Below are 23,158 nucleotides of genomic sequence, written 5' to 3'. Positions count from 1 at the left end.
ATCAGCCCATTGGCCGCAGCAGATAGGTATCCATGATCCAGCCGTGGCGCGCACGCTCTGTCGCTCGGCGTTCTGCAATCTGACCGGCGATGTCCTGAACGGGGCCTTTGAGGATGACCTGTTCCGGCATGCCGAGAAACGCACCCCACCAGATATAGCAGTGATCTGTCGCGGCGGAACGGAAGCTGCACTGACCATCCAGCATCACAAAAACCGACGTCGCATGCGGTGGCAGGCCGTTTTCGCGCAGCTGCTGACCGGTGGTGATGCAAACCGTGCCGTCAATCGTGTTAAAGGGCACCGCATGGGCCGAAGTCAGCGCCTGAAGCGCTGTGATACCCGGCACGACCCGGATGTCAGGTGCAGGGTCCAGCCGCTCTGCAATCCGCAGTGTGCTGTCATAAAGCCCCGGATCGCCCCAGACCATCAGTGCCACAGGCCCTGTTTCCCCGGCCTTGGCAAGTGTCTGCTGCCACCGCTGCGCAATCTCGTCATGCCAGCGTTCGACCCGCTCTATATAGGGCAGGGTTTCGTCGCGCACCGGCATGTCAAAGGGAAGGACCCTGGCCCCGGACCCGACGGATTTCAGCAGATCAGACCGCAGTGTCGCCAGATCGTCTTTGCCCGGTCCTTTGCGCGGCAGCAGGATCGCCGCGGCATTCCGCAAAGCGTCGCGGCCTTCCAGCGTCAGATGTACCGGCGACCCGGTTCCAATGCCGACTAGCCAAAGTTCCCTGATCATCGCGACACTCCGGACACAAAAAGACCCGGCACCCTCTCAGGTACCGGGTCTGTTTTTACGTTCAGGCTGCGTTGTAAAGACGCTGCGTGAAGAGCCCGGCCGCTGTCGCGCCGCGCATTGCTTTTGCACCGGCCAGCGCTGCCAGGTCGGCAACAGGCTCGATCAGCAGCACGATTGCGTAGGCCGCGGCAAATGTACCGATGGAGGAGAATGCTTCAACCGTGACGCCCTGTCCGTAAAGCACCCAGAAGGCGACCCATGCGACAACACCGCCCTGATACATGGCTGACAGTTTCAGCACGTGGCTGTAGCTGAGATCGACATAGGCGCGTTCCTGCGGCAGCAGGCGTCGCGACAGTGCAGTGATCGCCAGAAGCGGCACCAGAAGTGTCGTTACGTTGACAAAGTACATCGGCAGATCGGTTGGGGCAAAGAAGGTGCCCTGGATCAACAGACCCACTGCCAGGCCAATTGCGGCGGGAGCGGCACCCATCAGCAGAAAGAGCGTTGTACCCAGAATGAAGTGAACCTCAGAGACGCCCACCGGAAAGTGCGGCAGAACCTCGAAAAAGATGAAAACGCCGATCGTCGCCATTGCGGCCCGCGCGGCGAATGAAACGGCGTTGCTGCGGCCAAGATCCTCGATCGCCAGTTTCGCGCTGTATGCGGCGGCACCTGCGGCAGTGGTATAGGCGAGGGCCATTTTTGCGCTGTCGACAACACCGGGTTCGATATGCATGGGTTATTCCTTTCTAAGCGCTGCCCCTCCGGCAGCATGTTACCGGGCGCACCGGCGTTGATCTCTCTTTCGGCAGGTCTCCTGACTCGCGGTTTGCTGCGCGCCGGCCTTCCCAGCCCTGCGGGCCAGTGGTCTTCCATTGCGCTTACCGCTTACAGTTGCGGGGGCAGTCCGGGCATTTCACCCTGTTCCCTTTTCAGCTGCATGCTGCAGCACCGAAAGCACTTTTAACCATAACAGGTGCGCCTGGTCGCACAAGACCAAAGGCGACGTCAGATGTCGCTGGAGCGGCCTTAGAGTGCTGCCAGCGGACCGTAGAGGATCAACGCGGGTTTCAGGCCGATTTCACCGGAAAGCTGCGTCGCAAGACCGGTGACCGTGCTACGGGTAATGGTCTGCTCCGGCGTGCCCACGGCCTCGGCCAGAATGGCAGGTGTCGTTTCCGGTAACCCCCGTTTAACAAGGGCAGCACAGAGCGCCGGAAAGGTTCTTTTGCCCATAAAAACAACAGTGCAGGCCGTTGGATCGGCCAGTGCCGAAAGATCCAGATCTTCGGGCAGGGCACCTGTCGCGTCATGCCCGGTGACAAACTGAACACGCCTCGACGTCAGGCGCCGGGTCAGGGGGATGCCGCAGGCCGCAGCGGCTGCAACGGCGGACGGAACGCCCGGAATGATCTCGTATTTGATACCTGCATCCCGCAGGGCAACCAGCTCTTCTTCCAGACGGCCAAAGAGACCGCTGTCGCCGGATTTGAGGCGCACGATTCGCCCGCCTTCGCGCGCATAATCCACGAGCAGCCGGCTCACATGGTCCTGTCTGGGCGAAGGTCGGCCTGCGCGTTTCCCAACGCCGACAAGGTCCGCGCCCGCGCGGGCATGGGTCAGGATCGGCCCCGCTGACAGGTCATCAAAGAGCACGGCATCAGCGCGTTTCAGGCGGTCCACGGCCTTGAGTGTCAGCAGTTCGGGATCACCGGGTCCGGAGCCCACAAAGGATACAAAACCACTCATGGGGCCTCTGGCGTGATCAGGTGAAAGAATGTGCCGGTGACGTTGCCCCGGCGGGATCCGGTCTCGGGTACAGGGTTTCCGTCCGCGTCAAATACATCTGCCAGCGGGCTGTCGGGCTGGTCCAGGATACTGGAATAGTGGAACTCGTGGCCGCGCAGTGCCTGACCGGCCTCATACCCGGGCAGTGCTGATTGCAGAACGGCGCGCCGGTACCCCAGATGGAATTTGCGTTTTTCATAGGATGTCACAAGGCCCAGCAGTCCGGCCATCTGATGCCGCGTGCCGTCCTTGTCGATGAGCGCTGTTCCCAGCGCCATATAGCCACCGCACTCCCCATGCACCGGGCGGGTTTCGGCGTGTTTTCGCAGCCCGCTCAGGAATGTCTCAGCTGATGCAATGTTGCCTGCGTGCAGTTCCGGATATCCGCCGGGAAGCCAGACGATGTCTGCATCCGCTGCGGGAGCCTGGTTGCCCAGTGGGGAAAAAGGCAGGATTTCAGCACCTGCATCCCGCCAGCCTTTTACCAGATGCGGATATGCAAATGAAAAGGCTGCATCTTTTGCGAGTGCGATACGCTGTGCAGGTGGTGCCGGCAGATGCCCGGATTTGGGCACGCCGTTGCTGGCTGCCGCGTCACGAATGGCCGCAATATCAACATGCTCCGTCAGAAAATCTGAATAGCCCGCGATGGCTTTCTCCAGATCGGGGTGCTCGACCGCCTGGATCAATCCAAGGTGCCGTTCTGGCAGGGTCAGATCTCCCCGGCGTGGCAACACCCCCAGAACCCGGATGCCGGCCTGATCCATGCCCAGACGCGCGAGGCGTTCATGACGGGGGCTGGCCACCCGGTTCAGGATCACCCCGGCAAAGGGCAGATCAGGTGCATAGGCCCGGAAACCCAGTGCCGTCGCGGCGGCAGACTGTGCCTGACCCCCGACGTCGATTACCAGAACAACAGGCCAGCCCATGCGCAGGGCGGTCTCCGCGCTGGAGCCGAAACCGGTCTGGCCCCGCGTCGCAACGCCATCATAAAGACCCATGGATCCTTCGGCCACGCAGATATCAGCATCCGACATCTGGCCCGCGATGCCGTTCAGCAGATCATCGTGCATCGCCCAGGTATCGATATTGAAAGAGGCCCGCCCGGAGGCGGCCCTGTGAAAGGCGGGGTCAATGTAGTCGGGGCCGGATTTGTAGGGTTGTACGCGCAGTCCGCTGTCACGCAGCGCCCGCAGCAGGCCCAGCATCACCGTTGTTTTTCCGGTGCCCGAAGAGGGGGCAGAGATCAGAATGCCGCCGGGGGTATCAGTCATCGCCATGTTTCCATTCTGACCAGGGGCTTTCGGCCGTTTGTGGCCTGTACCGCCGGTCATAGTCGGCCGCGTACAGGCGGCTGTTGTCGAATCCTTCGCCGGACACGGAGGGCCCTGCGAAAATGATCGCCGTGCGCGTCACCGAGGCGTCCATCTGTGCTTCAATCGTTGCAAGCGTTGCCCGGATAATGCGCTCGTCAGGCCACGTCGCGCGGAAGACCACGGCAACAGGGCAGTCCGCGCCGTAATGCGGTGTCAGTTCGGACACCACACGTGCCAGGTTGCCAATCGACAGGTGCAGGGCAAGCGTTGCGCCCGTTGCGCCAAAGCCCGCCAGTGTTTCGCCGTCCGGCATGGCAGAAGCCCGGCCTTGCGTTCGGGTCAGTACAACCGATTGAGACAGGCCCGGGAGGGTCAGTTCCTGGCCAAGGCTGGCGGCTGCTGCAGCAAAAGAGGGCACACCCGGCGTGACTGTATAGGGAATTTCCAGCGCTTTCAGGCGACGGATCTGTTCACCCATGGCCGACCAGACCGACAGATCGCCCGAATGCAGACGCGCTACGTCTTTGCCCTGGGCGTGGGCTGCTTCGATTTCGGTCATGATGGCGTCCAGATCCATCGGTGCCGTGTTGACGATATGCGCGCCCGCCGGGCAGTGCGCCAGCACGGCCTCGGGCACAAGAGATCCCGCGTAAAGGCACACCGGCGCGGCGGCAATGATATCGCGCCCGCGCAGGGTCAGAAGGTCCGCGGCCCCTGGTCCGGCACCGACAAAATGCACGGTCATGTGGTCTCTCCTTGTGCCAGTGCGCAGGTGGCCATACCGTCGTCCGAAACGACCCTTGGGGCGATCAGACGCGCGCCTGGTCCGGCGGCGGCAAGAGCGGCTGCTTCTGCCATCGAACCGGTTTCGCGCGCGGCCAGTGATGCGGCCGATTGTGTTGTTGTCTGTTGCCTTTGCAGATCGGCGTCGTCAATAGCAACGGGGCGCAGGTTCTGATCGGCGGCAAATCTCAGGAAAACAGGGGCTTCGGCCTTGTCTCTGATGGTCGCGGCGGCGTCTGGTTTCAGGGGTGTACCCACCTGCGCTGCGCTCAACGCGCCTTGCAGGCTCTGCACGGTTGCCCTGCTGCGAAATCCAAAGCCTGCAACAATCACAGCGTCCCGCTCCATTGTACGATCGGATAGGCAGCGTCCCAGCTGCGTTTGCTGCCCAGCGGGCGGGCAACCGAAAAATCCAGGCGCAACAGTTCACCGCCCTTTTCTGTGTGCAGCCCGGCCAGCAGCGCTTCTGCCTCGATCGTTACGGCGTTGGCGACAACACGCGTGCCGGGTGGCAGCGTATTTTTCAGATATTCGATCAGATCGGTACTCAGCCCGCCGCCGACAAAAACAGCATCGGGTGCGGGCAAGCCATCCAGCGCGTCGGGGGCGTTGCCGGTGACAATCTCCAGCCTGTCCACTCCGAGCGTTCGGGCGTTGGCGCGGATAAAGCCGATACGGTCTTCGCGCGGCTCTATTGCGATGGCCTGGCAGGCAGGATGCGCCAGCAGCCACTCGACTGACACAGACCCGGATCCGCCGCCTATGTCCCAGAGCCGCTCGCCCGCACAGGGCGCCAGCGCCGACAGCGTCATTGCGCGAACCGCCCGCTTGGTCATAACGCCGTCGCTCTGAAACAGATCATCCGGTAACCCTGCTGTGGCGGGCAATGCAGGCCCCGCGCCAGCAGCCGTAATCGCAACACAGACAGGGTGGGCCCAGGTGCCGGTCGCAGCACCGGACGGGTTTGTCCTGGTGACACGCTCAGACTTGCCGCCCAGTGCCTCCATCACGGTGAGCTGCGAGCTGCCGAACCCGACGTCCTCGAGATACTGTCCCAGAGCACAGACAGCATCGCCGTCGCGCAGCAACACGAGAAGCTGTGCGCCGGAGGCAAGCTGCGGGCGCAGACGTTGCAAAGGCGCCGCGTGCAGGCCGAGGCATACCGTTTTCTCCAGTCCCCAACCCATCAGGGCCGCCGCGCGGGCAAAGGTTGATGGCGCCGGAAAGGTTCTGACAGCACCAGTTCCAAAGCGGCGGGTGATCACGGTGCCCGCGCCAAACCAGAACGGATCGCCAGAGGCCAGCACAGCAACCTGTCTGCCCGCAAAACCCGCAAGCGTTTCGAGACCGTCGGCAAAGGGAACAGGCCAGCTGATACGTTCAACGCCGGTTTCGGGCAAAAGTGCCAGGTGCCGCGGCGGGCCCATGATGGTTTCGGCCTTCTGGAGTGCGGCGAGGCTTGCAGGTGTCAGACCATCCGGTCCATCCTCGCCCAGCCCGATGATTGTAATCCACGGAAACTCAGACATGAGACCCAACCTGCTGATCCTTGGCGGAACTTCCGAGGCAACGGCCCTGGCCAGAACCGTCGCCGAAGCCGGATTGTCTGGGGTTTATTCGCTTGCCGGACGCGTGGACCGGCCCCTCCGCCAGCCACTGCCCATGCGTACGGGCGGGTTTGGCGGTGCGGAGGGGCTGGCCGGGTTTCTGCGCGACCATCAGATCAGCCACCTTGTGGATGCAACACACCCTTTTGCCGCGCAGATGAGCCGGAATGCCTGTCTCGCCGCTGCTGAAACGGGGGTGCCGCTGGTCGCGCTGACGCGGCCTGCATGGACGCCGCAGCCCGGTGACCGCTGGACGCATGTGGACAGTATTGCCGGTGCTGTTGCGGCGCTGGACAGGCCCATGGCGCGGATCATGCTGGCGGTCGGCCGTATGCATCTGGCAGACTTTGCCCCGAACCCACAGCATTTCTATCTGCTGCGTCTGGTGGACCCACCGGTGGGCGCGTTGCCCTTTCCCGACGCAGAAGTCATCGTGTCGCGCGGCCCGTTTGCCGAGGCGGAAGACACAGCGCTGATGCAGGCCCATCACATCGATATTATTGTTTCCAAAAACTCCGGTGGAACAGGGGCTTATGCGAAAATCGCCGCTGCGCGCCGATTGGGTTTGCCGGTGATCATGATTGACCGCCCATCGGTGCCGGACAGGCACGAGGTCACGACAGCGGATGCGGTTCTGGACTGGCTGGCTCATACCGGTGCCGACCTTGGGGTGTAGACAATCGGCGCGCCGGGCCTTTCGATCAGACGTGTGAGCGATGATCCCACGAGGACAACGGTACGCATATCGGCCATCTCCGGTCTCGCATCAGCCAGGCGGACAACACGAAGCACCTGTTCCGGCGTGCTGACGGCGCGTGCAAAGAGAATGATGCGTTCCGGCTCGCAGGTCTCTGTCATGACGTCCAGAACGCGCGCAAATCCTTCAGGCCGTGACTTTGAGCGGGGATTGTAGAACCCCATGGCAAAATCCCCTTCGACGGCCAGACGCAGCCGCTTTTCAATCAATGCCCAGGGCTTGAGATTGTCGCTGAGATTGATCGCGCAGAAATCATGTCCCAGCGGAGCGCCGGCTGCTGCTGCCGCCGCCAGCATTGCTGTGATGCCGGGCAGGACCTGAATATCGAGATCCAGCCATTCGGGCGGGCCCGCTTCGAGCGCCTCAAAAACGGCAGAAGCCATGGCAAAGACACCCGGATCACCGGAGCTGACGACAACGACCCTTTTGCCCTGCAACGCCATCTCCAGCGCATGGCGCGCACGGTCCAGTTCGACCCGGTTGTCACTTTCGTGCAGCGTCAGACCGTGGCGCGGCGCGATGCGCCGGACATAGGGAATGTAACCCACGACATCGGTGGCCTGCTCTACGGCCTGTGCGACCTGTGGCGTGATCATGTCGCCGGCACCGGGGCCCAGCCCTGCAATGACAACCTGTCCGGTCATGGTCGCCGCCCCTGGCCGTGCACGACGATGATGGAGAAATAGGGAAGGGTTTCACCGTCGTATTCTGAAAGGGGGCAGACCGTCTGACCCTGCATGCTCGCATATTGAACAAGGACCGCCTTGTCTGCCTTGCCCGCCGCTGCAAGAGCCCGGCGCACTTTGGGCAGGTTGCGGCCGATCTTCATAACCACCAGCGCATCGGCACGCGCCATAGCATCGCAAAGTGTGGTTTCATCCAGTGTGCCCATCACCGTGGACAGAATATCATCGCCCCAGGTGATCGGCGCACCTGAGGCCGTCCACGCCGCGGACATCCCCGTAATCGCGGGTACAACCTGTACCGGGATCCGGTCTTTCAGGCGCGTGTACGCATGCATGAATGAGCCGTAAAAAAACGGATCCCCCTCGCACAGCACCACCATATCCTCACCGCTGGCCACGGCTTTCTCCAGATGCGCGCAGCTTTCGGCGTAAAACGCGGACAGAATTTCATTGTAACGCGGATCCGTCAGGGGAATTTCCGTCGTCACTGGATATTCCATCGCAAAGGTCTCTGCATCCTCCCGGAACATACCTTCCACGATACTGCGTGCGCGGCCCTTGCGGCCTGCCTTGCAGAACCAGGCGATGTGGCGGGTCTGCCGGACAAGCCGGTCGGCCCGGACACTCATCAGGTCCGGATCACCCGGGCCCAGACCCACACCATAAAGCGTCCCGGTCATTCCGTGCGGCTCGCGATGGCATTGATTGCGGCGACGGTGATTGCGCTGCCGCCAAGGCGGCCTTCCACGATGATGCAGGGAACGGGCTGTGCGTCCCACAGGGCGTCTTTGCTTTCGCGCGCGCCGACGAACCCGACAGGGCAGCCGATGATTGCAGCCGGACGCGGACAGGCCGGATCCTCGAGCATTTCCAGCAGGTGGAACAGCGCGGTGGGCGCATTGCCGATCGCAACGACAGCCCCGTCCAGCCGCTCGCGCCACAGTTCCAGCGCTGCCGCAGACCGGGTGGTGCCCATCTGTGCGGCCATATCCGGAACCCGCGGGTCGCGCAGCGTGCAGATGACGTCATTGTCTGCGGGCAGGCGTTTGGGGGTGACACCCTCGCTGACCATATAGGCGTCGCAGAACACCGGCGCGCCATTTTCCAGTGCGGTCCGCGCGGCGGCCACCATGCCGTCAGTGACCTTCACATGCTTTTCAAGACCGACCATACCGGCGGCGTGGATCATACGCACGACAACCTGTTCGGCATCCGGTTCAAACCCCGCAAGCTCGGCTTCTGCCCGGATCGTGGCAAAACTTTCCAGATAGATTGCCGCGCCGTTTTTTTCGTATTCATAGGGCATATCAGCCGGTCATTTCCTTTAGTGTCTCTGTAGCAGAAAGTGATTTGCGCGCAGGCTCATCCCATGCCGCACCCTTTCTGACAAGATCAAAGCGCGCTGCATTGCCGACCAGAGTGATATCGGCGGCCCGGGGGTGGGCGCAGCCCTTGGCGCATCCCGAGACATGCAGGTTTGTGCCCGGCACCAGCTGGTGCGCGAGCCGTTTTGCGATGCTGCGGGTTTCGACCTGCGCCTGAGAGCAGCGCGGCGCGCCAGGGCAGGCATGAACGCGCAACAGTGGATCGCCCGGCGTGGCAATGAAATCTGATCCGGAAACCGGTTCGGCATTCTCGAGCACCAGCAGCCGCCAGGGGGTCACACGCAGCGCCGTGGCTTTGCTGTCAACAACCAGAGATCTGAGTGCATCCGCATCCGTCTGCCCGAAAGTAGCACCATAAACCTGACCGTCCGTAGCCGCACCGGGCGCCATTGGCCTGCCTGCCGGTGCGGGCAGGCTGCCGGTGAATTCCCGGGGCAGAGCTGTGTTTTTCAGGTGCCGCGACATGCGCCCCGCCTCCGGGCCGCCGGTTGCGCAGAACCAGTCGATAAGCCTGCGCAGCTTTTGCATGGCATCAGCGGCGGTGACTGACATGCCGCTGCTGGCACCATCCGCGCGCAGGATCGCTGTGCCATCGGGCGCGGTCTCGAAACGGAAATCAGCTGATACCGTGCTCAGAACAGGCGCGGGCCCGGTGTCGATGGCATAGCCCACTTTGTCGGGTAACTCCGGCAATCCGGGCAACTGTTCCACCAGAACGTCGAACAGCGCGCGCGTCAGGTCACCTGCCGGTGCCATTGGCGTGACGACGATATTGCGGCGGTGTTCTGCTTCCGGGTCTGCATCTACCAGGTCCAGTGCCACCAATGCATTGATCAGCGTCAGATGATCGCTTTCGGTCACGCCGCGTATCTGAAGGTTTGCACGGCTTGTCAGGTCAATTGCCCCGTTGCCGAACCGGGCCGCCAGATCACACAGACCCAGCGCCTGATCGCGGCTGATGCGCGACAAACGCGGGCGGACCCGTACGACCAATCCGTCGCCCGACATCATTGGCCTGTAGGCACCGGGGCACCATCCGCGTATCCGTGGGGCAGCACTCATTCCGCAGCCTCAAGCGAGGCGAGGATGGAATTGCGTCGTGACTTCCAGAGCCCTGCTGCGTGCAGGGCGGCAAACCGGTCCTTCATAGCGGCGAAGGCTTCGGGATTTGCGTCACCCAGAAAGGCCGCGACAGACGGATCGCCCAGCGTGGCGTCATAGTAGAGATCAAACAGATGGTCCGGCACCACATCGGCCAGCTGCGCAAAGGCCGCCATGTTTTCCAGAGTTGCCGCGATTTCAGCCGCACCGCGAAAGCCGTGGCGCTGCATCCCGGCGATCCACGCGGGCTGTGTTGCGCGGCCGTGAACGACGCGGGCGACCTCTTCGGTCAGGCTGCGTGTACGCGGATTGTCAAAATCCGTGGCGTCCATGTGATACAGCCTGGCGCTGCCACCGGCGACACCCTGAGCGGCTGCAAATCCTGCCTCGTGGCTTGCATAGTCTTCGGCCAGCAGAATGTCCGTCTCAGGAAGGTCCTGCAGATGTAGAAAAGCCGATGCCCCGGCGACGCGTGCACGCAGCGCTTCTGGCGCATGGGTGATCGCGGCGCCATCAATCGCCCAGGAGGATGCAGCAAGCCATGCATTGCCTGCCGCGGCGCGTGCGTCTTCGGAATAGTCACCGATCTGCGACCCCATTGCGACCCCGAAACTTCCCGGGGCAGGGCCAAACACCCGTGCGCCGGCGGCGGCGACATAGGGGTTCCAGTCCGCCGCCTCGTCACGTTCCGAAAGCACCCTGACCGCCTGGGCATAGAGCGCCGTGAGTGTCTGGAAAACATCGCGAAAGAGGCCTGATACACGCAGCGTGACGTCGACTCTCGGCCGGTCGAGTTCGGTGATGGGGATCACTTCAATCCCCGACACCCGTTCGGAGTTTTTGTCCCAGACCGGACGAATGCCCATCAGGTCCAGCGCCATGGCGAATTCCTCACCGGCTGTGCGCATGGTGGCAGACCCCCACAGATCAACGACCAGTGCGCGGGGCCAGTCGCCCTCATCCTGCAGATACCGCCGCACAAATTCATCCGCGAGCTTTTTGCCCTGGGCTGAGGCGGCGCGGGTCGGGACGGCGCGCTGGTCGACGGTGTAAAGGTTGCGTCCGGTTGGCAGAACATCCATACGGCCGCGCCAGGGGGAGCCGGACGGGCCGCCGTCTATCCTTTTGCCATCCAGTGCTGCAAGTAATCCGGCCTGTTCAGCGCGCGCAGAGGGGGCAGCGTCGAACGTTGTTTCGGTTTCCGGCGCGCGGCCCCAGATGTGCAGACCGTCTCCGAACTGGCTGTCTTTCACATCGCAGACAAAACGGTCGATCCGGGTGATCGCCTCGGCCTCGCAGGTGGCGGTGGCAAGGCCCAGTTCGTCCTCGACCCCCAACGCGCGCGCTTCGGATCGTATATCATCCTGCAACCGGTCGCGGCGTTTCGGATCCAGACCGTCGGCGTTGGAAAATTCATCCAGCAGCGCTTCGAGGCGCGTCAGCCGTCCCGGTGTCTGCGCCTGCGCCATTGGCGGGGGGATGTGCCCCAGGGTGACGGCGCCGATACGCCTTTTGGCCTGGGCTGCTTCGCCCGGGTCATTGACAATGAACGGGTAAATGACCGGGGTGCCGCCGGTCAGAACCTCGGGCCAGCATTCTCCGGACAGGGCCACGGCTTTACCGGGCAGCCATTCCAGTGTCCCGTGGGCACCGATATGCACGATCACATCAACTTGACTGCGCAGCCAGAGATAAAACGCGACATAGCTGTGGCAGGGAACGCGCGACAGGTCGTGGTATTCATCGCCGCGATTTTCAGGATTGCCGCGTTCGGGCTGCAGTCCGACAATTACATTGCCCCGTCTGAACGCCCGCAGGGCCTGTGGCGCTTCCGGGGCGGGCCAGGCCGCCTCCAGGTCTTGTCGCGGATTTTCGGGCAGGGCGCTGAGCGCAGCAGAATAGGCGTCCTCAGACCAGTTCAGAGCGGCCTCAGCAAGATCTTCTGCCGAGACGGTACCGCTTGTCTCATACCCGGCCTTTTGCAGATCTTCCAGGACAGCGCTGGCGGATGCGATGGCATCCAGCCCTACAGCATGCGCCAAGTTCCAGTCGCGGCCCGGGTAGGTGGACAGAACGATGCCGACGCGGCGCTCGGCGGCGGGCTTTGCTGCAAGAGATATCCAGGCAGAAACGCGTTTTCCCACTGCCCGGATGCGTTCTTTGTGGGCCTTGTGCACAAAGCGGGAGAACTCAAGGTGCGGGTCACGGGGCTGAGGCTCTTTGAAAGAGGCCACCCCGGCAAAGAGTCTGCCATCAACTTCTGGCAGAACCACATGCATGGCCAGATCCGCCGGTGACAGTCCGCGTTCAGCCTCTTCCCAGGCCTGTGCGCCCGAGGTCGACAGCGCAACCTGAAACACGGGAACTTCTGCGGCATCGAGCGGCGAACGCCCCTGCGCGCCCTGGCCTGAAAAGGAGGTGGCGTTGACGATGGCCGCGGGTTTCAGATGCGCGCACTGACGCGCCAGCCATTCCGCGGCCCCCGGCGCTTTGAGAGAGGGGGCAAAGAGGCCCATGACTTCCATCCCTTCGGCATGCAGGACCGCAAACAGCCCTTCCACCGGGGCCAGATCAGCGGCCACAAGATAGGAACGGTAGAACACTACCAGTACCAGCGGCCTGTCTGTTCCACCGGCGAGGACAGGGCAGCCCACACCATGCTCGGGTGTCCAGCCGCCCACGACCGGCAGGGTTTTCGCCCCGCGCACGGGACCCGCATAAAGACCGGAGGCCAGCGCCATCTGCGCCAGTGCTGCCTGCCAGGCAACGACGCCGCCTGTATCGCACAGGTGCTGCAGGCGACGCAGCGTTGAAACCGGCAGGGTCGAGATATCATCCAGGCGGGTATCGGTGCGCCCGTCTGCGGGCAGAACGGCAAGTGCGATGCCCTTGTCCCGCGCCAGCGCCTCGATCTGCTGCAGACCATAGGGCCAGTACGGCACACCGCCGATCAGCCGGATCAGAATACCTTTTGCACCGCTGAGCGTCTGGTCCACATAGGTATCGACGGACAGCGGGTGTTTGAGCGCGGCAATATTGGCGAGCCTCAGACCCGGCAGGCGCCCCTCGGGCCCGCCGCCGCGATGCCAGGCTTCCGCGAGTGCGCCGAGGTCGGAATCAGACAGGCTGAGCACCACCAGATCCGCAGGCGACTGCCCCAGATCGGTTGGTGTCTCTGTCTCTTCCAGACCATGGCTCTCGCGGAAGACTACATGCATAGCTCGTTACTCAGCAGCCTCACGGGCGGGCGACAGAACCGCACGGATCGCATCCATGCTGATATCGTCATGCTCGCCGATCACCACCAGACGGCCTGTGCGGGGGCGGTCACCCCAGGGCTGGTCATACTGGTGGCGCACACGGGCTCCCACGGCCTGCACCAGCAATCGCATCGGCTTGCCTGCAACGGCGGCATAGCCCTTGACCCGCAGCACGTTCTGGCTGCGCGCCAGATCTTCGATGCGGGCAACCAGTTCGGCAGGATCGGTGACCTCAGGGATGTCCACGACGACTGAGTCAAAATCATCGTGCTCGTGATCATCGTGGCCGTCATGATGGGACGGGCGCGCGTCCATGTCGTCTTCTGCCGCGGCCTCCAGCCCGAGGATGATGCGCGGGTCAACTTCACCTTCGGCGACCTCGACCACCGGAATGGCACGCGGGCTTTCCGCCTCGATCACGGCGCGGGCCTTTGCGACCCCCTCCGGACCAGCCAGATCCGGCTTGGTCAGCAGGATGATGTCAGCGCAGGAAATCTGGTCCTCGAAAACCTCGGACAGCGGCGTTTCATGATCAATGCTTTCATCGGCCAGACGCTGGGCATCGACGGCGGCCACATCTGTTGCAAACCGGCCCGCTGCGACCGCTTCGGCGTCGGCCAGCGCAATCACCCCATCCACGGTGATCTTTGAGCGGATATCCGGCCAGTCAAACGCCTTGAGCAATGGTTTCGGCAGGGCCAGACCAGAGGTTTCGATGATGATATGTTCGGGACGCGGCTCCAGCGCCATCAGCGCCTCGATCGTCGGAATGAAATCATCGGCAACTGTGCAGCAGATGCAACCGTTCGCCAGCTCCATGATGTTTTCTGCCGGGCAGTCCGGAATAGCACAACTTTTGAGGATGTCGCCGTCCACGCCCACGTCACCGAACTCGTTGACAACAACCGCCAGACGTTTGCCGCCGGGATTTTTGATGAGGTTCGAGATCAGTGTGGTTTTGCCCGAGCCCAGAAAGCCCGTTACGACGGTCACAGGGAGTTTTGCCAGATCAGCCATTGTTGTCCTCCAGCGGCGGAATGCGCGCGATACAGTTACGTTTGAAATGTTCCGGGCGCGTGCGCCACGGGATCAGACCATCACCTGCCTCATGATAAAGGGCAGCGCCCTCCAGCAGCGTGTCCAGATGCGACGTCTCGTGCAGATTTCCGTACACATAGGTCCATTTTGCGGGCCCGCCGCGCAGGGCAACAGAACAGCCGTGATCGCAGTTCTGCAGGCATTCGGCGGCCTTGAGCACGACGCCTTCGGGCATGCCCCGCGCCTGCAGTTCTTCCATCAGGCGGGTGCCGGGTCGCTCACCGTCACCGGTCACCTCGGTACCGCGTTTGCATTTGACGCAGACAAGCAGTTCGGTGATTTCAGTCATGTGAAAGCCTCCCCCGAGGGGCGGCATTCCACTGGCGTGGCAGCTGGGTACATCATCTCTCTCTTTCCTCCGGGACACCCCGCCCGGGCTGATTTGCGTTACGCGATGGCAGGTCTCCTGGCTTGCGGGTCGATGCGGTCCTGCGCCTTCCCGGTCAGGTCAGACCAGTGGCATGGTGCAGGCACGCTCTCCGCTTACAGTTGCGGGGGCAGCCACGGTATTTCACCGCGTTCCCTTTTGCGTTCCGGTGCAATCCGGAACAACCATCGAAGCACGCATTGTTCAGGCAGCGGGGGGGATGTCAATGGTTGACCATCGCTTTGCGGAATGCGTTTAGTGCGGGCCAGAACCCGCCACCGGAGAGCCCCGATGACCGACGAGAACGAACGCCACGCGGAAAAGATGCGCAAGATCAAAGCCGCGCGTGACAAAATGATGGAGACTAAGACCGAGGAGAAGGGCCTGATCATGGTCCATACTGGTCCGGGCAAGGGAAAATCATCTTCCGGGTTTGGCATGATAATGCGCTGCATTGCCCATGAAATTCCCTGCGCCGTGGTGCAGTTCATCAAAGGCAACTGGGACACAGGTGAAAAGACATTCCTGCGCGACCGTTTTGCCGATGAGTGCCGGTTTTTTGTCTCGGGCGAGGGCTTTACCTGGGAAACGCAGGACCGCGAACGGGATATTGCTGCGGCTCAGAACGGCTGGAAAATCGCCAGAGAGCAGATCCTCGATCCGGAGATTGGTTTTGTGTTACTGGATGAGATCAATATCGCGCTGCGCTACGACTATCTGGACATCGACGAAGTCGTTGCTTTTCTGCAGGACGAAAAACCCCACATGACGCATGTCTGTCTGACGGGTCGGAACGCCAAACCTGAGCTGATCGAGGCAGCCGACCTGGTCACAGAAATGACGCTGCTGCGCCACCCGTTCCGGGACGGGGTCAAGGCTCAGAAAGGCGTTGAATTCTGACGAGCGACGCTTTGGCCGGAAACCGCTGGTACCGGTCATGGCGAAAAACTCCGGCGAGGACTCAATTTGTTTTTCGCGTTATACTTGCAGTGATCCTGCCGGTGACTAGGTCACTGAGGAGCAGCATGGAGGTATAACATGGCAATTTCACTGAAACTGAACGGCAAGTCGCACGAGGTGGACGCCGAACCGGGGACGCCGCTTTTGTGGGTGATCCGCGACGAACTGAAAATGACCGGCACGAAATTCGGGTGTGGTGTCGCGTCCTGCGGTGCCTGCACTGTGCACCTGGATGGGGAACCGGTGCGGTCCTGCCAGACCTACATCGAAGACGTGGAGGGTGCTGAGATTACAACAATCGAGGCGATGGCAGACACGAAAATCGGTGCGGCGGTCCAGCAGGCATGGGTTGAGCTGGACGTGGTGCAGTGCGGATACTGTCAGTCCGGTCAGATCATGTCAGCCGTCGGACTGCTGAGCGAAAACCCAAAGCCATCGGCCGAAGACATCGACAGCTACATGTACGGCAACGCCTGTCGCTGCGCCACGTATCAACGCATCCGCGCCGGCATTCAGCGCGCTGCAGAAATTCTGGAGGCCTGATATGACAGTGAATACATCCCGCCGCGGGTTTCTCAAAGCCGCCGCTGCGACCGGCGCTGTTCTGATGGTCGGACTGCGCCCTGACGGCGTTCTGGCCGCCGGGGGCGAGGGCGCCATGCTGAACCCGTTTGTCAGGATCGGGGCCGATGGCTCTGTCACGGCAATCGTCAAGCACATTGAAAAGGGGCAGGGACCTGCGACAGGTCTCAGCACGCTGATCGCCGAGGAAATCGGTCTGACGATGGATCAGATCGGCTATGAATTCGCGCCCTCTGACCCACAGGTTTACAACAATCTGCTGTTTGGTCCCTTTCAGGGAACCGGCGGGTCAACGGCGATGGCAAACTCTTACCTGCAGTACCGTCAGGCGGGCGCTGCTGCCCGTGACGTTCTGATCAGGGCGGCGGCGGCCGCGTGGGATGCCGACCCTGCGACGCTGGATATCGTCGATGGTATCGTTACAGGCGCGGGGCAGTCTGCGCCTCTGGGCGATTTCGTCGCGGCGGCCTCCGGGCTGGAGCCGCCTGCGGAACCCGCACTCAAAGACCCGGGCGCGTTCCGTCTGATCGGTAACCCGGATGTGCGGCGTCTGGACAGCGAAATCAAAGGCAACGGGACTGCAATGTATGCAATGGACGTTCATCTGCCCAACCAGATGGTTGTGATGATCGCGCGTCCCGAGCAGCGCGGGGCTCTGGCCACCGGGTTTGATGATGCCGCCTCGAAAGAGATCAAAGGGTTCATCAACGCAGCGGTTCTGCCCAATCAGGCAGGTGTTGCGGTTTATGCAGAAAACACATGGGCCGCCATGCAGGCGCGCGATGCGCTGGACGTGACATGGGATGTTTCGGCTGCGGAAACACGTGGATCCGATCAGATCGAAGCGGAAATCCGTGCAGCGCTTGATGCAGAACCTGTCTATAACGTCAACAAATCGGATGCTGCAGCCACGGTTGCAGCCATTGATGGCGCGGCATCGGTTGTCGAGAAAACGTTCTATTTTCCGCTGCTCGCCCATGCACCGATGGAGCCGCTGAACTGTACGATTGAAGCCACCGAAGACGGCGGCATTCTGTTGCACGACGGCTGCCAGTTCCCCACCGGACCGCATATGGCGATGGCTGAAATATTCCAGCTGCCAATGGAAAAAATCCGGATCAACACGATGCTGGCGGGCGGGTCATTCGGACGCCGGGCGACACCTTCGGCTGACTATCAGGTGGAGGCCGCGCTTGCCTTTGTCATGACAGACCGGTCGCGGCCGGTAAAACTGGTCTGGTCGCGCGAAGACGACCTGCGCAGCGGCTACTATCGCCCGGCCTTCGGGCATAAGGTGCGTGTCGGTCTGGATGACAGCGGTAGCATTGTCGGCTGGGAGCATCGCATTGCAGGGCAGTCGATTATGAAAGGCACTGCCTTCGAAGGGTTTTCCGTGCGCGACGGTGTGGACCACAGCTCGGTCGAGGGCGCGGCAGACACGCCCTATCTTATCCCGGGCGCGCATTTCGGTCTGACCGACACAGAGAAAGCGACCAGCACTCTGTGGTGGCGCGCGGTCGGTCACACGCACACGGCCTATGTGATGGAGGTCATGATGGACATGGCCGCTGATGCCGCCGGGCAGGATCCGGTCGCATTCCGGCTGAAATACCTTGACGGCGGCGAGGCTGATCAGCAGCGTATGGCTGGCGTGCTGAAACTGGCAGCAGAGAAATCGGGCTGGGGCAATGCGCCTGCAGGCCGCTCCCAGGGTGTTGCGGTGCACAAGAGCTTTGGCACCTATGTCGCCGAAGTTGTTGAGATATCAGGCAATGCCGATGACGGTGTGCGGATTGAGAAAGTCACCTGCGCAGCGGATTGTGGTGTGGCCGTGAACCCGGACGTGATCAAAGCGCAGATGGAAGGTGGGATCGGTTATGGTATCGGGCATGTTATGCGCGACCAGATCACGCTGACAGATGGCGCTGTAGATCAGTACAACTTCCCGGACTACGAGCCCCTGCGGATCAGCGACATTGCGCAGATTGATGTGCATATCGTTGCCTCTGCCGAAGCACCAACAGGTGTCGGAGAGCCGGGCACGCCGCCCGCAGCACCTGCACTGGCAAACGCGATCGCTGCCGCCAGCGCGCTGCGGGTTTCCAGCCTGCCTATGGCAGAGAACGGCGTAAGCTTTGTGTGATAAGTGCCTGAGGGGGCGGGATGTTTCCCGCTCTCTCAGGCTTTCTCCTTACCGTCCAGCCAGGCGCGGATGATCTCCCGGTGCCTATCCTGGCCGTAGCTGGGAAAGTGGCCGCCGTGCACAACACGCACGGGCAGATCCAGCAGCCGCACCATCGAGCGGAAATAGTCGCGCGCATTCGCATGCCAGGTGTCTTCGATCAGCGGACCGTCATAGACGATGTCGCCCGAAAAGAGCGTGGCCGTTGACGCCTCCCACAGCGCGATGCCGCCCGGCGAATGGCCGGGCGTATGTATGATCTCAAAATGCCGGTCGCCAAGATCGACAATATCGCCATCCTCGAGCAGACGCGTTGCCGGTGCTGCCTTCACCGCATAGTCGATCGAGGTGTAGGGCAGCGGTGGAAGCCGGTCAAAAATATCGTCCGTGACATAGGGATCGGCGAGCGTGGCGATGCGTGTCGGATTGGCCATGATATCTGCCTCAAGACGGTGCACGCAGCGGTCGTCAAACTCATGATGACACCCGATGTGATCGAAATGAGTATGGCTTGCCACGGCGGTCAGTGCGCGTTCGGTCACCAGCGGCACCCAGTCGGTCAAAGAGACGACGCCCATACCGCTGTCGACCAGCATGTCCCGTTCGCGCCCGCGCACGTGCCAGATGTTGCAGCGGTAAAACTCCTGTATCCATGGCTCTGCAATAAGCGTCACATCATCGGTCTTGCGCTCCAGTCGGTACCAGTCCTCGGGTCTGACGCGGTCCATGCTGCTAGTCTCCTTTTGCAAAGATGCTGACCGCACCGGTTGTGGCGAACATCTGCACCTGTGCCCCGGGCCCGGGCGGGTTTTCAGGCGGCAGATGCGCTGTCACCTTCAGATCGGGGGCTGTCTCCAGTCTCAGATGCGCCCGCACGTATGTGCCAAAAAATGAGGTATCTGTCACCGTTGCTGCGCCGATATCCAGATCGCCTGAAATGCCCAGCGCTTCGGGTCGGATACACAGAACCGCGGCACCATCGGGCACATTCGGCGCCCGCAGTTTGCCGAATGCCGTCGTGGCAATGCCGTCTGAGACCTGCGCGGGGATATGGTTCATATCGCCCATGAAATCAGCGGCAAAGAGGGTCGAGGGTTGCCGGTAAATCCGTGCAGGCGTGCCCGCATCCTCGATCCGGCCGGCATTCATCACAACGATACGGTCTGCGATGGCCATCGCCTCTTCCTGGTCGTGGGTGACATGAACAAAAGTTGTGCCGATGCTGCGCTGGATCGATTTCAGTTCGTCCTGCATTGACCGGCGCAGCTTCAGATCCAGCGCGCCCAGGGGCTCGTCCAGCAGCAGAACATCGGGCCTGACCGCCAGTGCCCGCGCCAGGGCCACGCGCTGGCGTTGACCGCCGGACAACTCATGCGGCCGGGACGCGGCGGCGTGAGAGAGCCCGACAAGCTCCAGCATCTCGTGTGCGCGTGCATGACGTTCTGCAAGGGCCACGCCTGCCATCCGGAGCCCGAATGCGGTGTTGTCCCGCAAGGACATATGCGGGAAAAGCGCATAATCCTGGAACATCGTTGTGGTCGGTCGGCGCGCAGGGGGGACCCGTGTCATATCGCGCCCGCCGATGCGCACGGTGCCGTCTGTCGGTTCGATAAAACCACCCAGAACGGACAACAGAGTGGTTTTTCCGCACCCGGACGGGCCCAGCAGCGTGACGTATTCGCCCGCATCAGTGTCGAGAGTGATATCACGCAGAGCGTGATAGTCACCAAACCAGTGATTGAGAGAGGTGAGCGTGACGGGCGCAGTCATGGGCGTCGCTTTCGGAAAACAAATATTTCAAGCACCAGCACCGCGGTGACAGAGATCAGAAAAACCAGGCTGCCGATGGCATTGAGGCGCGGCGAAAGGCCGGATCGCAGCATGGACCAGATCTCGACCGGCAGGGTGACGTCGAACCGTGTGAGCAGAAAAGAGATGATGAATTCGTCCCAGCTGAGTGTCACCGACAAAAAGAAGGCAGCGGCGAGCGCCGGGGCCAGCATGGGGAGCGTCACCAGTGTGATGACCCGGAATTCGTCAGCGCCAAGATCGCGCGCGGCCCGTTCTGCATTTTGTTGCTGCGCGCCCATCGAGGCGTAGATGATGGCAAAACACAATGGCAGGTTAATCACCACATGGCCGATCCCGGCGGTAAAGAGCGACAGCCCGAGCCCCGTGCGCTGGATAACAATGAGCAGCCCAAGCCCGACAATCAGGTAACTGACCGTCAGGGGGGCGATCAGCAACCCGCGTATCAGGGCTGATCCGGGCAGGACATGCCGTGCGAGGCCATAGGCCGCCAGAAACCCCAGCACACAGGCAACCGCCGCAGAGGCCACCGCGACCATCAGCGAATTAGTCAAAGCCGCCATCACGTCGTCATCGCTCAGAATATCAGCATACCATCGCAGTGATGGCCCCTCGAACGGCGGCACCGGCAGACCACCGTCCTGAAAGGAAAAGAGCACAAGTGCTGCGACGGGCAGATAGATGAACAGGAATGCCGCGGCCAGGTAGAGCCAGGGAAGCAGGCGTGTCATAACCGGTCGAGCCTCAGCCAGCGGGCCGACAGGATGTAGACCAGTGTCACGATAGCCATCAGGACGATGGCCAGGGCCGAGGCCAGTGGGAAATCTGCGCGCCGTCCCAGTTGCACCATGATGACCTGCGGGACCGTCAGTTCGGTGTTTCCGCCGAGGATCTGCGGCGTCACATAGTCGCCGATGCAGAGCACAAAGGTCAGAAACGCACCTGTGACAATGCCCGGCAGGGTCAGTGGCAGAACCACATGGCGGAATGTCTGGAACGCGGACGCGCCCAGATCCATGGCTGCCCTGCGGTAGTTCGGTGACAGCTGCACCAGGTTGGCATAAATCGTTAGCGTCAGCAGCATCACAAAGAAATGCACAAAACCCGTCACCGTGGCGAAACGGGTGTTTGCGAGCGTTATCGGCTCGGAGATCAGCCCCATGCTGATGAGTGTCTGATTGACCACCCCCTCACGGGCGAGCACCAGAAGCCAGGCATAGGAGCGCACGACGTAGGACGTCCAGAAGGGCAAAATCGCCAGTAGCAGTGCAAGCCGCTGCCAGCGTGGCGGAATTCGGTAGGCGATGATCCAGGCCAGCGGATAAGCCAGAATAACCGAGACCACAGTGACCGTCAGTGTGATTTCCAGCGACACCATGATGGCCCGCCAAAGATAGGCCTTTTCCGTCAATTCAGCATAATTGGCCAGCGAGAGCCCCCACACCAGGGTGCGGCCCTCCAGCGTTGCAAGGCTCATCGTGCCCATCACCAGAAAGGGCACGACAAAGAAAGCAAACGTCCAGATCAGGGCCGGTGTTACAAAGCCCGGCCCTTTCAGGCGCTGATGGCCTGTGCTCACTGCTGCAGTGTGTCGAGCCAGAGGTCCTGCATCTCGATATCGAGATCAGTGTCCGGCGCCGGATAGAGCTGTGTCCGCGCCAGATAGTCCGGCTGTTCATCCCAGCGCAGCGTGTTTTTCTGCGCATCTGTCAGAAACTCGCCGGCCTTTGCATTGGCGGGCATGCCCCAGAAACACGACGATGTCGCGAGGCGTGCCTGGCCTTCCGGGCTGGTAATGTACTTGACGAATTCAACGGCCATATCCTTGTTTTCGCTGCTTTCCAGCACACCAATGGACTGTGCCCAGCGGACGGCACCTTCCTGAGGAATGGTCCAGGTCAGTTCGGGCTGTTCCTCGGCCAGAACGGCGGTCAGCCATTCGCCGCCGCCCACGACGATGTCAACCTCGCCTGTGGCCAGTGCAGTCTGTGCGGCGACGACACCTGCAACTGAGGCTGCGCGCGCGCGCATTTCACCCAGCGTGCTGCCAATGGCGGCGAGCGAGGCACCATCAATACCGGCTGTATCGATACCGTTTGCAATCGCGGCAAGACCCATCACCGGCAGATAGTAGTCATAAATACTGATCCGGCCGTCGTATTTCTCGGACCAAACAGCGGACAGGTTCTGCATGTCCGCCGGATCAACTTTGTCTGCGTTATAGGAGATCGTGTTATAGCCGAACTTCTCGGTCACGGCATACGTCACGCCGTCTACAGAGTTGTTTTCGGCCATCACCACCTGTGGAAAGAAATCATCCGTGGGCAGTGCCTCGTCGGGCAAGGGGGCAAGCAGACCGGCATCAACCGCGCGGAACACGTCAATACCGTCAATCACCAGAACGTCCCAGTCGCCGGGTCGGGACTGTTCCAGCAGTGCCAGTGCCGCTCCGGTGCCCTCATACTCGCGCAGGTTCACCTTGACGCCGAACGCCTGCTCAAAGGGCTCAATCAGGCCCGGATCCGTGTGATCGCACCAGACCAGCGCGTTCAGTTCGCCCTCTGCCATGGCAGCACCCGCTGCAAGTGTCAGGACTGTGGTACCCGTCAGGGCAGTTTTAAGTCGGTTCATTTTTGGTCTCCCGCTGGTTGGTAATCTGCCGCTGTGGCGCGGCTTGTGCAAAAAGTTGAACCCATTCATTATTTCAGTCAACACTTGCTGTGACATAAATC

The 23,158-nt window shown here is 61.7% G+C and carries 23 protein-coding genes and 2 riboswitches; of the genes, 4 read left to right on the top strand and 19 right to left on the bottom strand.

The features are described from left to right. Nucleotide 1: 1 nt before the first annotated feature. The 7 genes from cobF to cbiE form a co-directional block, all read right to left on the bottom strand. Nucleotides 2-742 carry a precorrin-6A synthase (deacetylating) gene (gene cobF / locus Q1A34_RS13010; RefSeq protein WP_300034655.1) on the bottom strand — a complete coding sequence of 247 codons (741 nt, stop codon included), beginning with the start codon at nt 740-742 and terminating at the stop codon, nt 2-4. Nucleotides 743-803: 61 nt separating this feature from the next. Then, entirely contained in the window at nt 804-1,481 is a 678-nt protein-coding gene (locus Q1A34_RS13005; RefSeq protein WP_300034652.1) for an energy-coupling factor ABC transporter permease, read from the bottom strand. Between the two features lie 53 nt (nt 1,482-1,534). After that, a riboswitch (cobalamin riboswitch) is annotated at nt 1,535-1,716 on the bottom strand. A gap of 58 nt (nt 1,717-1,774) precedes the next feature. Next, a complete protein-coding gene (gene cobA / locus Q1A34_RS13000; RefSeq protein ID WP_300034648.1) occupies nt 1,775-2,494 on the bottom strand; it encodes a uroporphyrinogen-III C-methyltransferase in 720 nt (239 codons plus the stop codon). Beyond that, nucleotides 2,491-3,807, bottom strand: a complete 1,317-nt coding sequence (locus tag Q1A34_RS12995) for a cobyrinate a,c-diamide synthase (RefSeq protein WP_300034645.1) — start codon at nt 3,805-3,807, stop codon at nt 2,491-2,493. Before Q1A34_RS12995 ends, cobA begins: the two co-directional genes overlap by 4 nt. Then, nucleotides 3,800-4,594 carry a precorrin-4 C(11)-methyltransferase gene (cobM, locus tag Q1A34_RS12990; RefSeq protein WP_300034642.1) on the bottom strand — a complete coding sequence of 265 codons (795 nt, stop codon included), beginning with the start codon at nt 4,592-4,594 and terminating at the stop codon, nt 3,800-3,802. The genes Q1A34_RS12995 and cobM overlap by 8 nt, the downstream gene beginning before the upstream one ends. Then, nucleotides 4,591-4,980, bottom strand: coding sequence for a cobalamin biosynthesis protein (locus tag Q1A34_RS12985; RefSeq protein ID WP_366942844.1), 390 nt, complete (start codon nt 4,978-4,980; stop codon nt 4,591-4,593). The genes cobM and Q1A34_RS12985 overlap by 4 nt, the downstream gene beginning before the upstream one ends. Beyond that, entirely contained in the window at nt 4,962-6,161 is a 1,200-nt protein-coding gene (cbiE, locus tag Q1A34_RS12980) for a precorrin-6y C5,15-methyltransferase (decarboxylating) subunit CbiE (protein ID WP_300034639.1), read from the bottom strand. The genes Q1A34_RS12985 and cbiE overlap by 19 nt, the downstream gene beginning before the upstream one ends. Here cbiE and Q1A34_RS12975 point away from each other — a divergent pair. Continuing rightward, complete coding sequence (locus tag Q1A34_RS12975; protein WP_300034636.1) at nt 6,160-6,915, top strand: cobalt-precorrin-6A reductase; 756 nt, start codon at nt 6,160-6,162, stop codon at nt 6,913-6,915. The genes cbiE and Q1A34_RS12975 overlap by 2 nt on opposite strands. On the opposite strand, the gene cobJ is transcribed toward Q1A34_RS12975, so the two are convergent. Genes cobJ through Q1A34_RS12940 form a run of 7 tightly spaced genes read right to left on the bottom strand, consistent with a single transcriptional unit; the run spans nt 6,888 to nt 14,815 of the window. Then, complete coding sequence (cobJ, locus tag Q1A34_RS12970; protein ID WP_300034633.1) at nt 6,888-7,640, bottom strand: precorrin-3B C(17)-methyltransferase; 753 nt, start codon at nt 7,638-7,640, stop codon at nt 6,888-6,890. The genes Q1A34_RS12975 and cobJ overlap by 28 nt on opposite strands. Beyond that, on the bottom strand, nt 7,637-8,362 hold the full coding sequence (cobI, locus tag Q1A34_RS12965) for a precorrin-2 C(20)-methyltransferase (RefSeq protein ID WP_300034630.1): 726 nt from the start codon (nt 8,360-8,362) through the stop codon (nt 7,637-7,639). The genes cobJ and cobI overlap by 4 nt, the downstream gene beginning before the upstream one ends. Further along, entirely contained in the window at nt 8,359-8,988 is a 630-nt protein-coding gene (locus Q1A34_RS12960; protein ID WP_300034627.1) for a precorrin-8X methylmutase, read from the bottom strand. The genes cobI and Q1A34_RS12960 overlap by 4 nt, the downstream gene beginning before the upstream one ends. 1 nt (nt 8,989) lies before the next feature. Then, complete coding sequence (locus tag Q1A34_RS12955) at nt 8,990-10,129, bottom strand: cobalamin biosynthesis protein CobG (RefSeq protein ID WP_300034624.1); 1,140 nt, start codon at nt 10,127-10,129, stop codon at nt 8,990-8,992. Beyond that, the gene (cobN, locus tag Q1A34_RS12950) at nt 10,126-13,386 is read right to left on the bottom strand and encodes a cobaltochelatase subunit CobN (RefSeq protein WP_300034621.1); all 3,261 of its coding nucleotides are present in this window, start codon (nt 13,384-13,386) and stop codon (nt 10,126-10,128) included. The genes Q1A34_RS12955 and cobN overlap by 4 nt, the downstream gene beginning before the upstream one ends. A gap of 6 nt (nt 13,387-13,392) precedes the next feature. Next, the gene (gene cobW / locus Q1A34_RS12945) at nt 13,393-14,445 is read right to left on the bottom strand and encodes a cobalamin biosynthesis protein CobW (RefSeq protein WP_300034618.1); all 1,053 of its coding nucleotides are present in this window, start codon (nt 14,443-14,445) and stop codon (nt 13,393-13,395) included. After that, a complete protein-coding gene (locus Q1A34_RS12940) occupies nt 14,438-14,815 on the bottom strand; it encodes a DUF1636 domain-containing protein (protein ID WP_300034615.1) in 378 nt (125 codons plus the stop codon). Before Q1A34_RS12940 ends, cobW begins: the two co-directional genes overlap by 8 nt. 89 nt (nt 14,816-14,904) lie before the next feature. Continuing rightward, a riboswitch (cobalamin riboswitch) is annotated at nt 14,905-15,098 on the bottom strand. A gap of 86 nt (nt 15,099-15,184) precedes the next feature. On the opposite strand from Q1A34_RS12940, the gene cobO reads away from it, so the two are divergent. The 3 genes from cobO (at nt 15,185) to Q1A34_RS12925 (ending at nt 18,578) form a co-directional block, all read left to right on the top strand. Then, on the top strand, nt 15,185-15,793 hold the full coding sequence (gene cobO / locus Q1A34_RS12935) for a cob(I)yrinic acid a,c-diamide adenosyltransferase (RefSeq protein WP_300034612.1): 609 nt from the start codon (nt 15,185-15,187) through the stop codon (nt 15,791-15,793). Nucleotides 15,794-15,931: 138 nt separating this feature from the next. Beyond that, nucleotides 15,932-16,396 carry a (2Fe-2S)-binding protein gene (locus Q1A34_RS12930; protein ID WP_300034609.1) on the top strand — a complete coding sequence of 155 codons (465 nt, stop codon included), beginning with the start codon at nt 15,932-15,934 and terminating at the stop codon, nt 16,394-16,396. Between the two features lies 1 nt (nt 16,397). After that, nucleotides 16,398-18,578 (top strand): molybdopterin cofactor-binding domain-containing protein, encoded by a 2,181-nt coding sequence (locus tag Q1A34_RS12925; RefSeq protein WP_300034605.1) that lies wholly within the window; start codon nt 16,398-16,400, stop codon nt 18,576-18,578. A gap of 35 nt (nt 18,579-18,613) precedes the next feature. Here the strand turns inward: Q1A34_RS12925 and Q1A34_RS12920 are convergent, their stop codons facing one another. The 5 genes from Q1A34_RS12920 to Q1A34_RS12900 are packed head-to-tail and all read right to left on the bottom strand — an operon-like array spanning nt 18,614 to nt 23,057. After that, nucleotides 18,614-19,345 (bottom strand): MBL fold metallo-hydrolase, encoded by a 732-nt coding sequence (locus Q1A34_RS12920; RefSeq protein ID WP_300034602.1) that lies wholly within the window; start codon nt 19,343-19,345, stop codon nt 18,614-18,616. A gap of 4 nt (nt 19,346-19,349) precedes the next feature. Continuing rightward, nucleotides 19,350-20,387: an ABC transporter ATP-binding protein gene (locus tag Q1A34_RS12915; protein ID WP_300034599.1), complete on the bottom strand. Its 1,038-nt coding sequence runs from the start codon at nt 20,385-20,387 to the stop codon at nt 19,350-19,352. Then, nucleotides 20,384-21,157, bottom strand: coding sequence for an ABC transporter permease (locus tag Q1A34_RS12910; RefSeq protein ID WP_300034596.1), 774 nt, complete (start codon nt 21,155-21,157; stop codon nt 20,384-20,386). The genes Q1A34_RS12915 and Q1A34_RS12910 overlap by 4 nt, the downstream gene beginning before the upstream one ends. Beyond that, nucleotides 21,154-22,005 (bottom strand): ABC transporter permease, encoded by an 852-nt coding sequence (locus tag Q1A34_RS12905; RefSeq protein WP_300034593.1) that lies wholly within the window; start codon nt 22,003-22,005, stop codon nt 21,154-21,156. Before Q1A34_RS12905 ends, Q1A34_RS12910 begins: the two co-directional genes overlap by 4 nt. Continuing rightward, the gene (locus Q1A34_RS12900; protein WP_300034589.1) at nt 22,002-23,057 is read right to left on the bottom strand and encodes an extracellular solute-binding protein; all 1,056 of its coding nucleotides are present in this window, start codon (nt 23,055-23,057) and stop codon (nt 22,002-22,004) included. The genes Q1A34_RS12905 and Q1A34_RS12900 overlap by 4 nt, the downstream gene beginning before the upstream one ends. Nucleotides 23,058-23,158: the final 101 nt, after the last annotated feature.

Source organism: uncultured Roseobacter sp., from assembly GCF_947491795.1.
Classification (GTDB): Bacteria; Pseudomonadota; Alphaproteobacteria; order Rhodobacterales; family Rhodobacteraceae; genus Roseobacter.
This window is presented reverse-complemented; position numbering and strand designations above follow the sequence as displayed.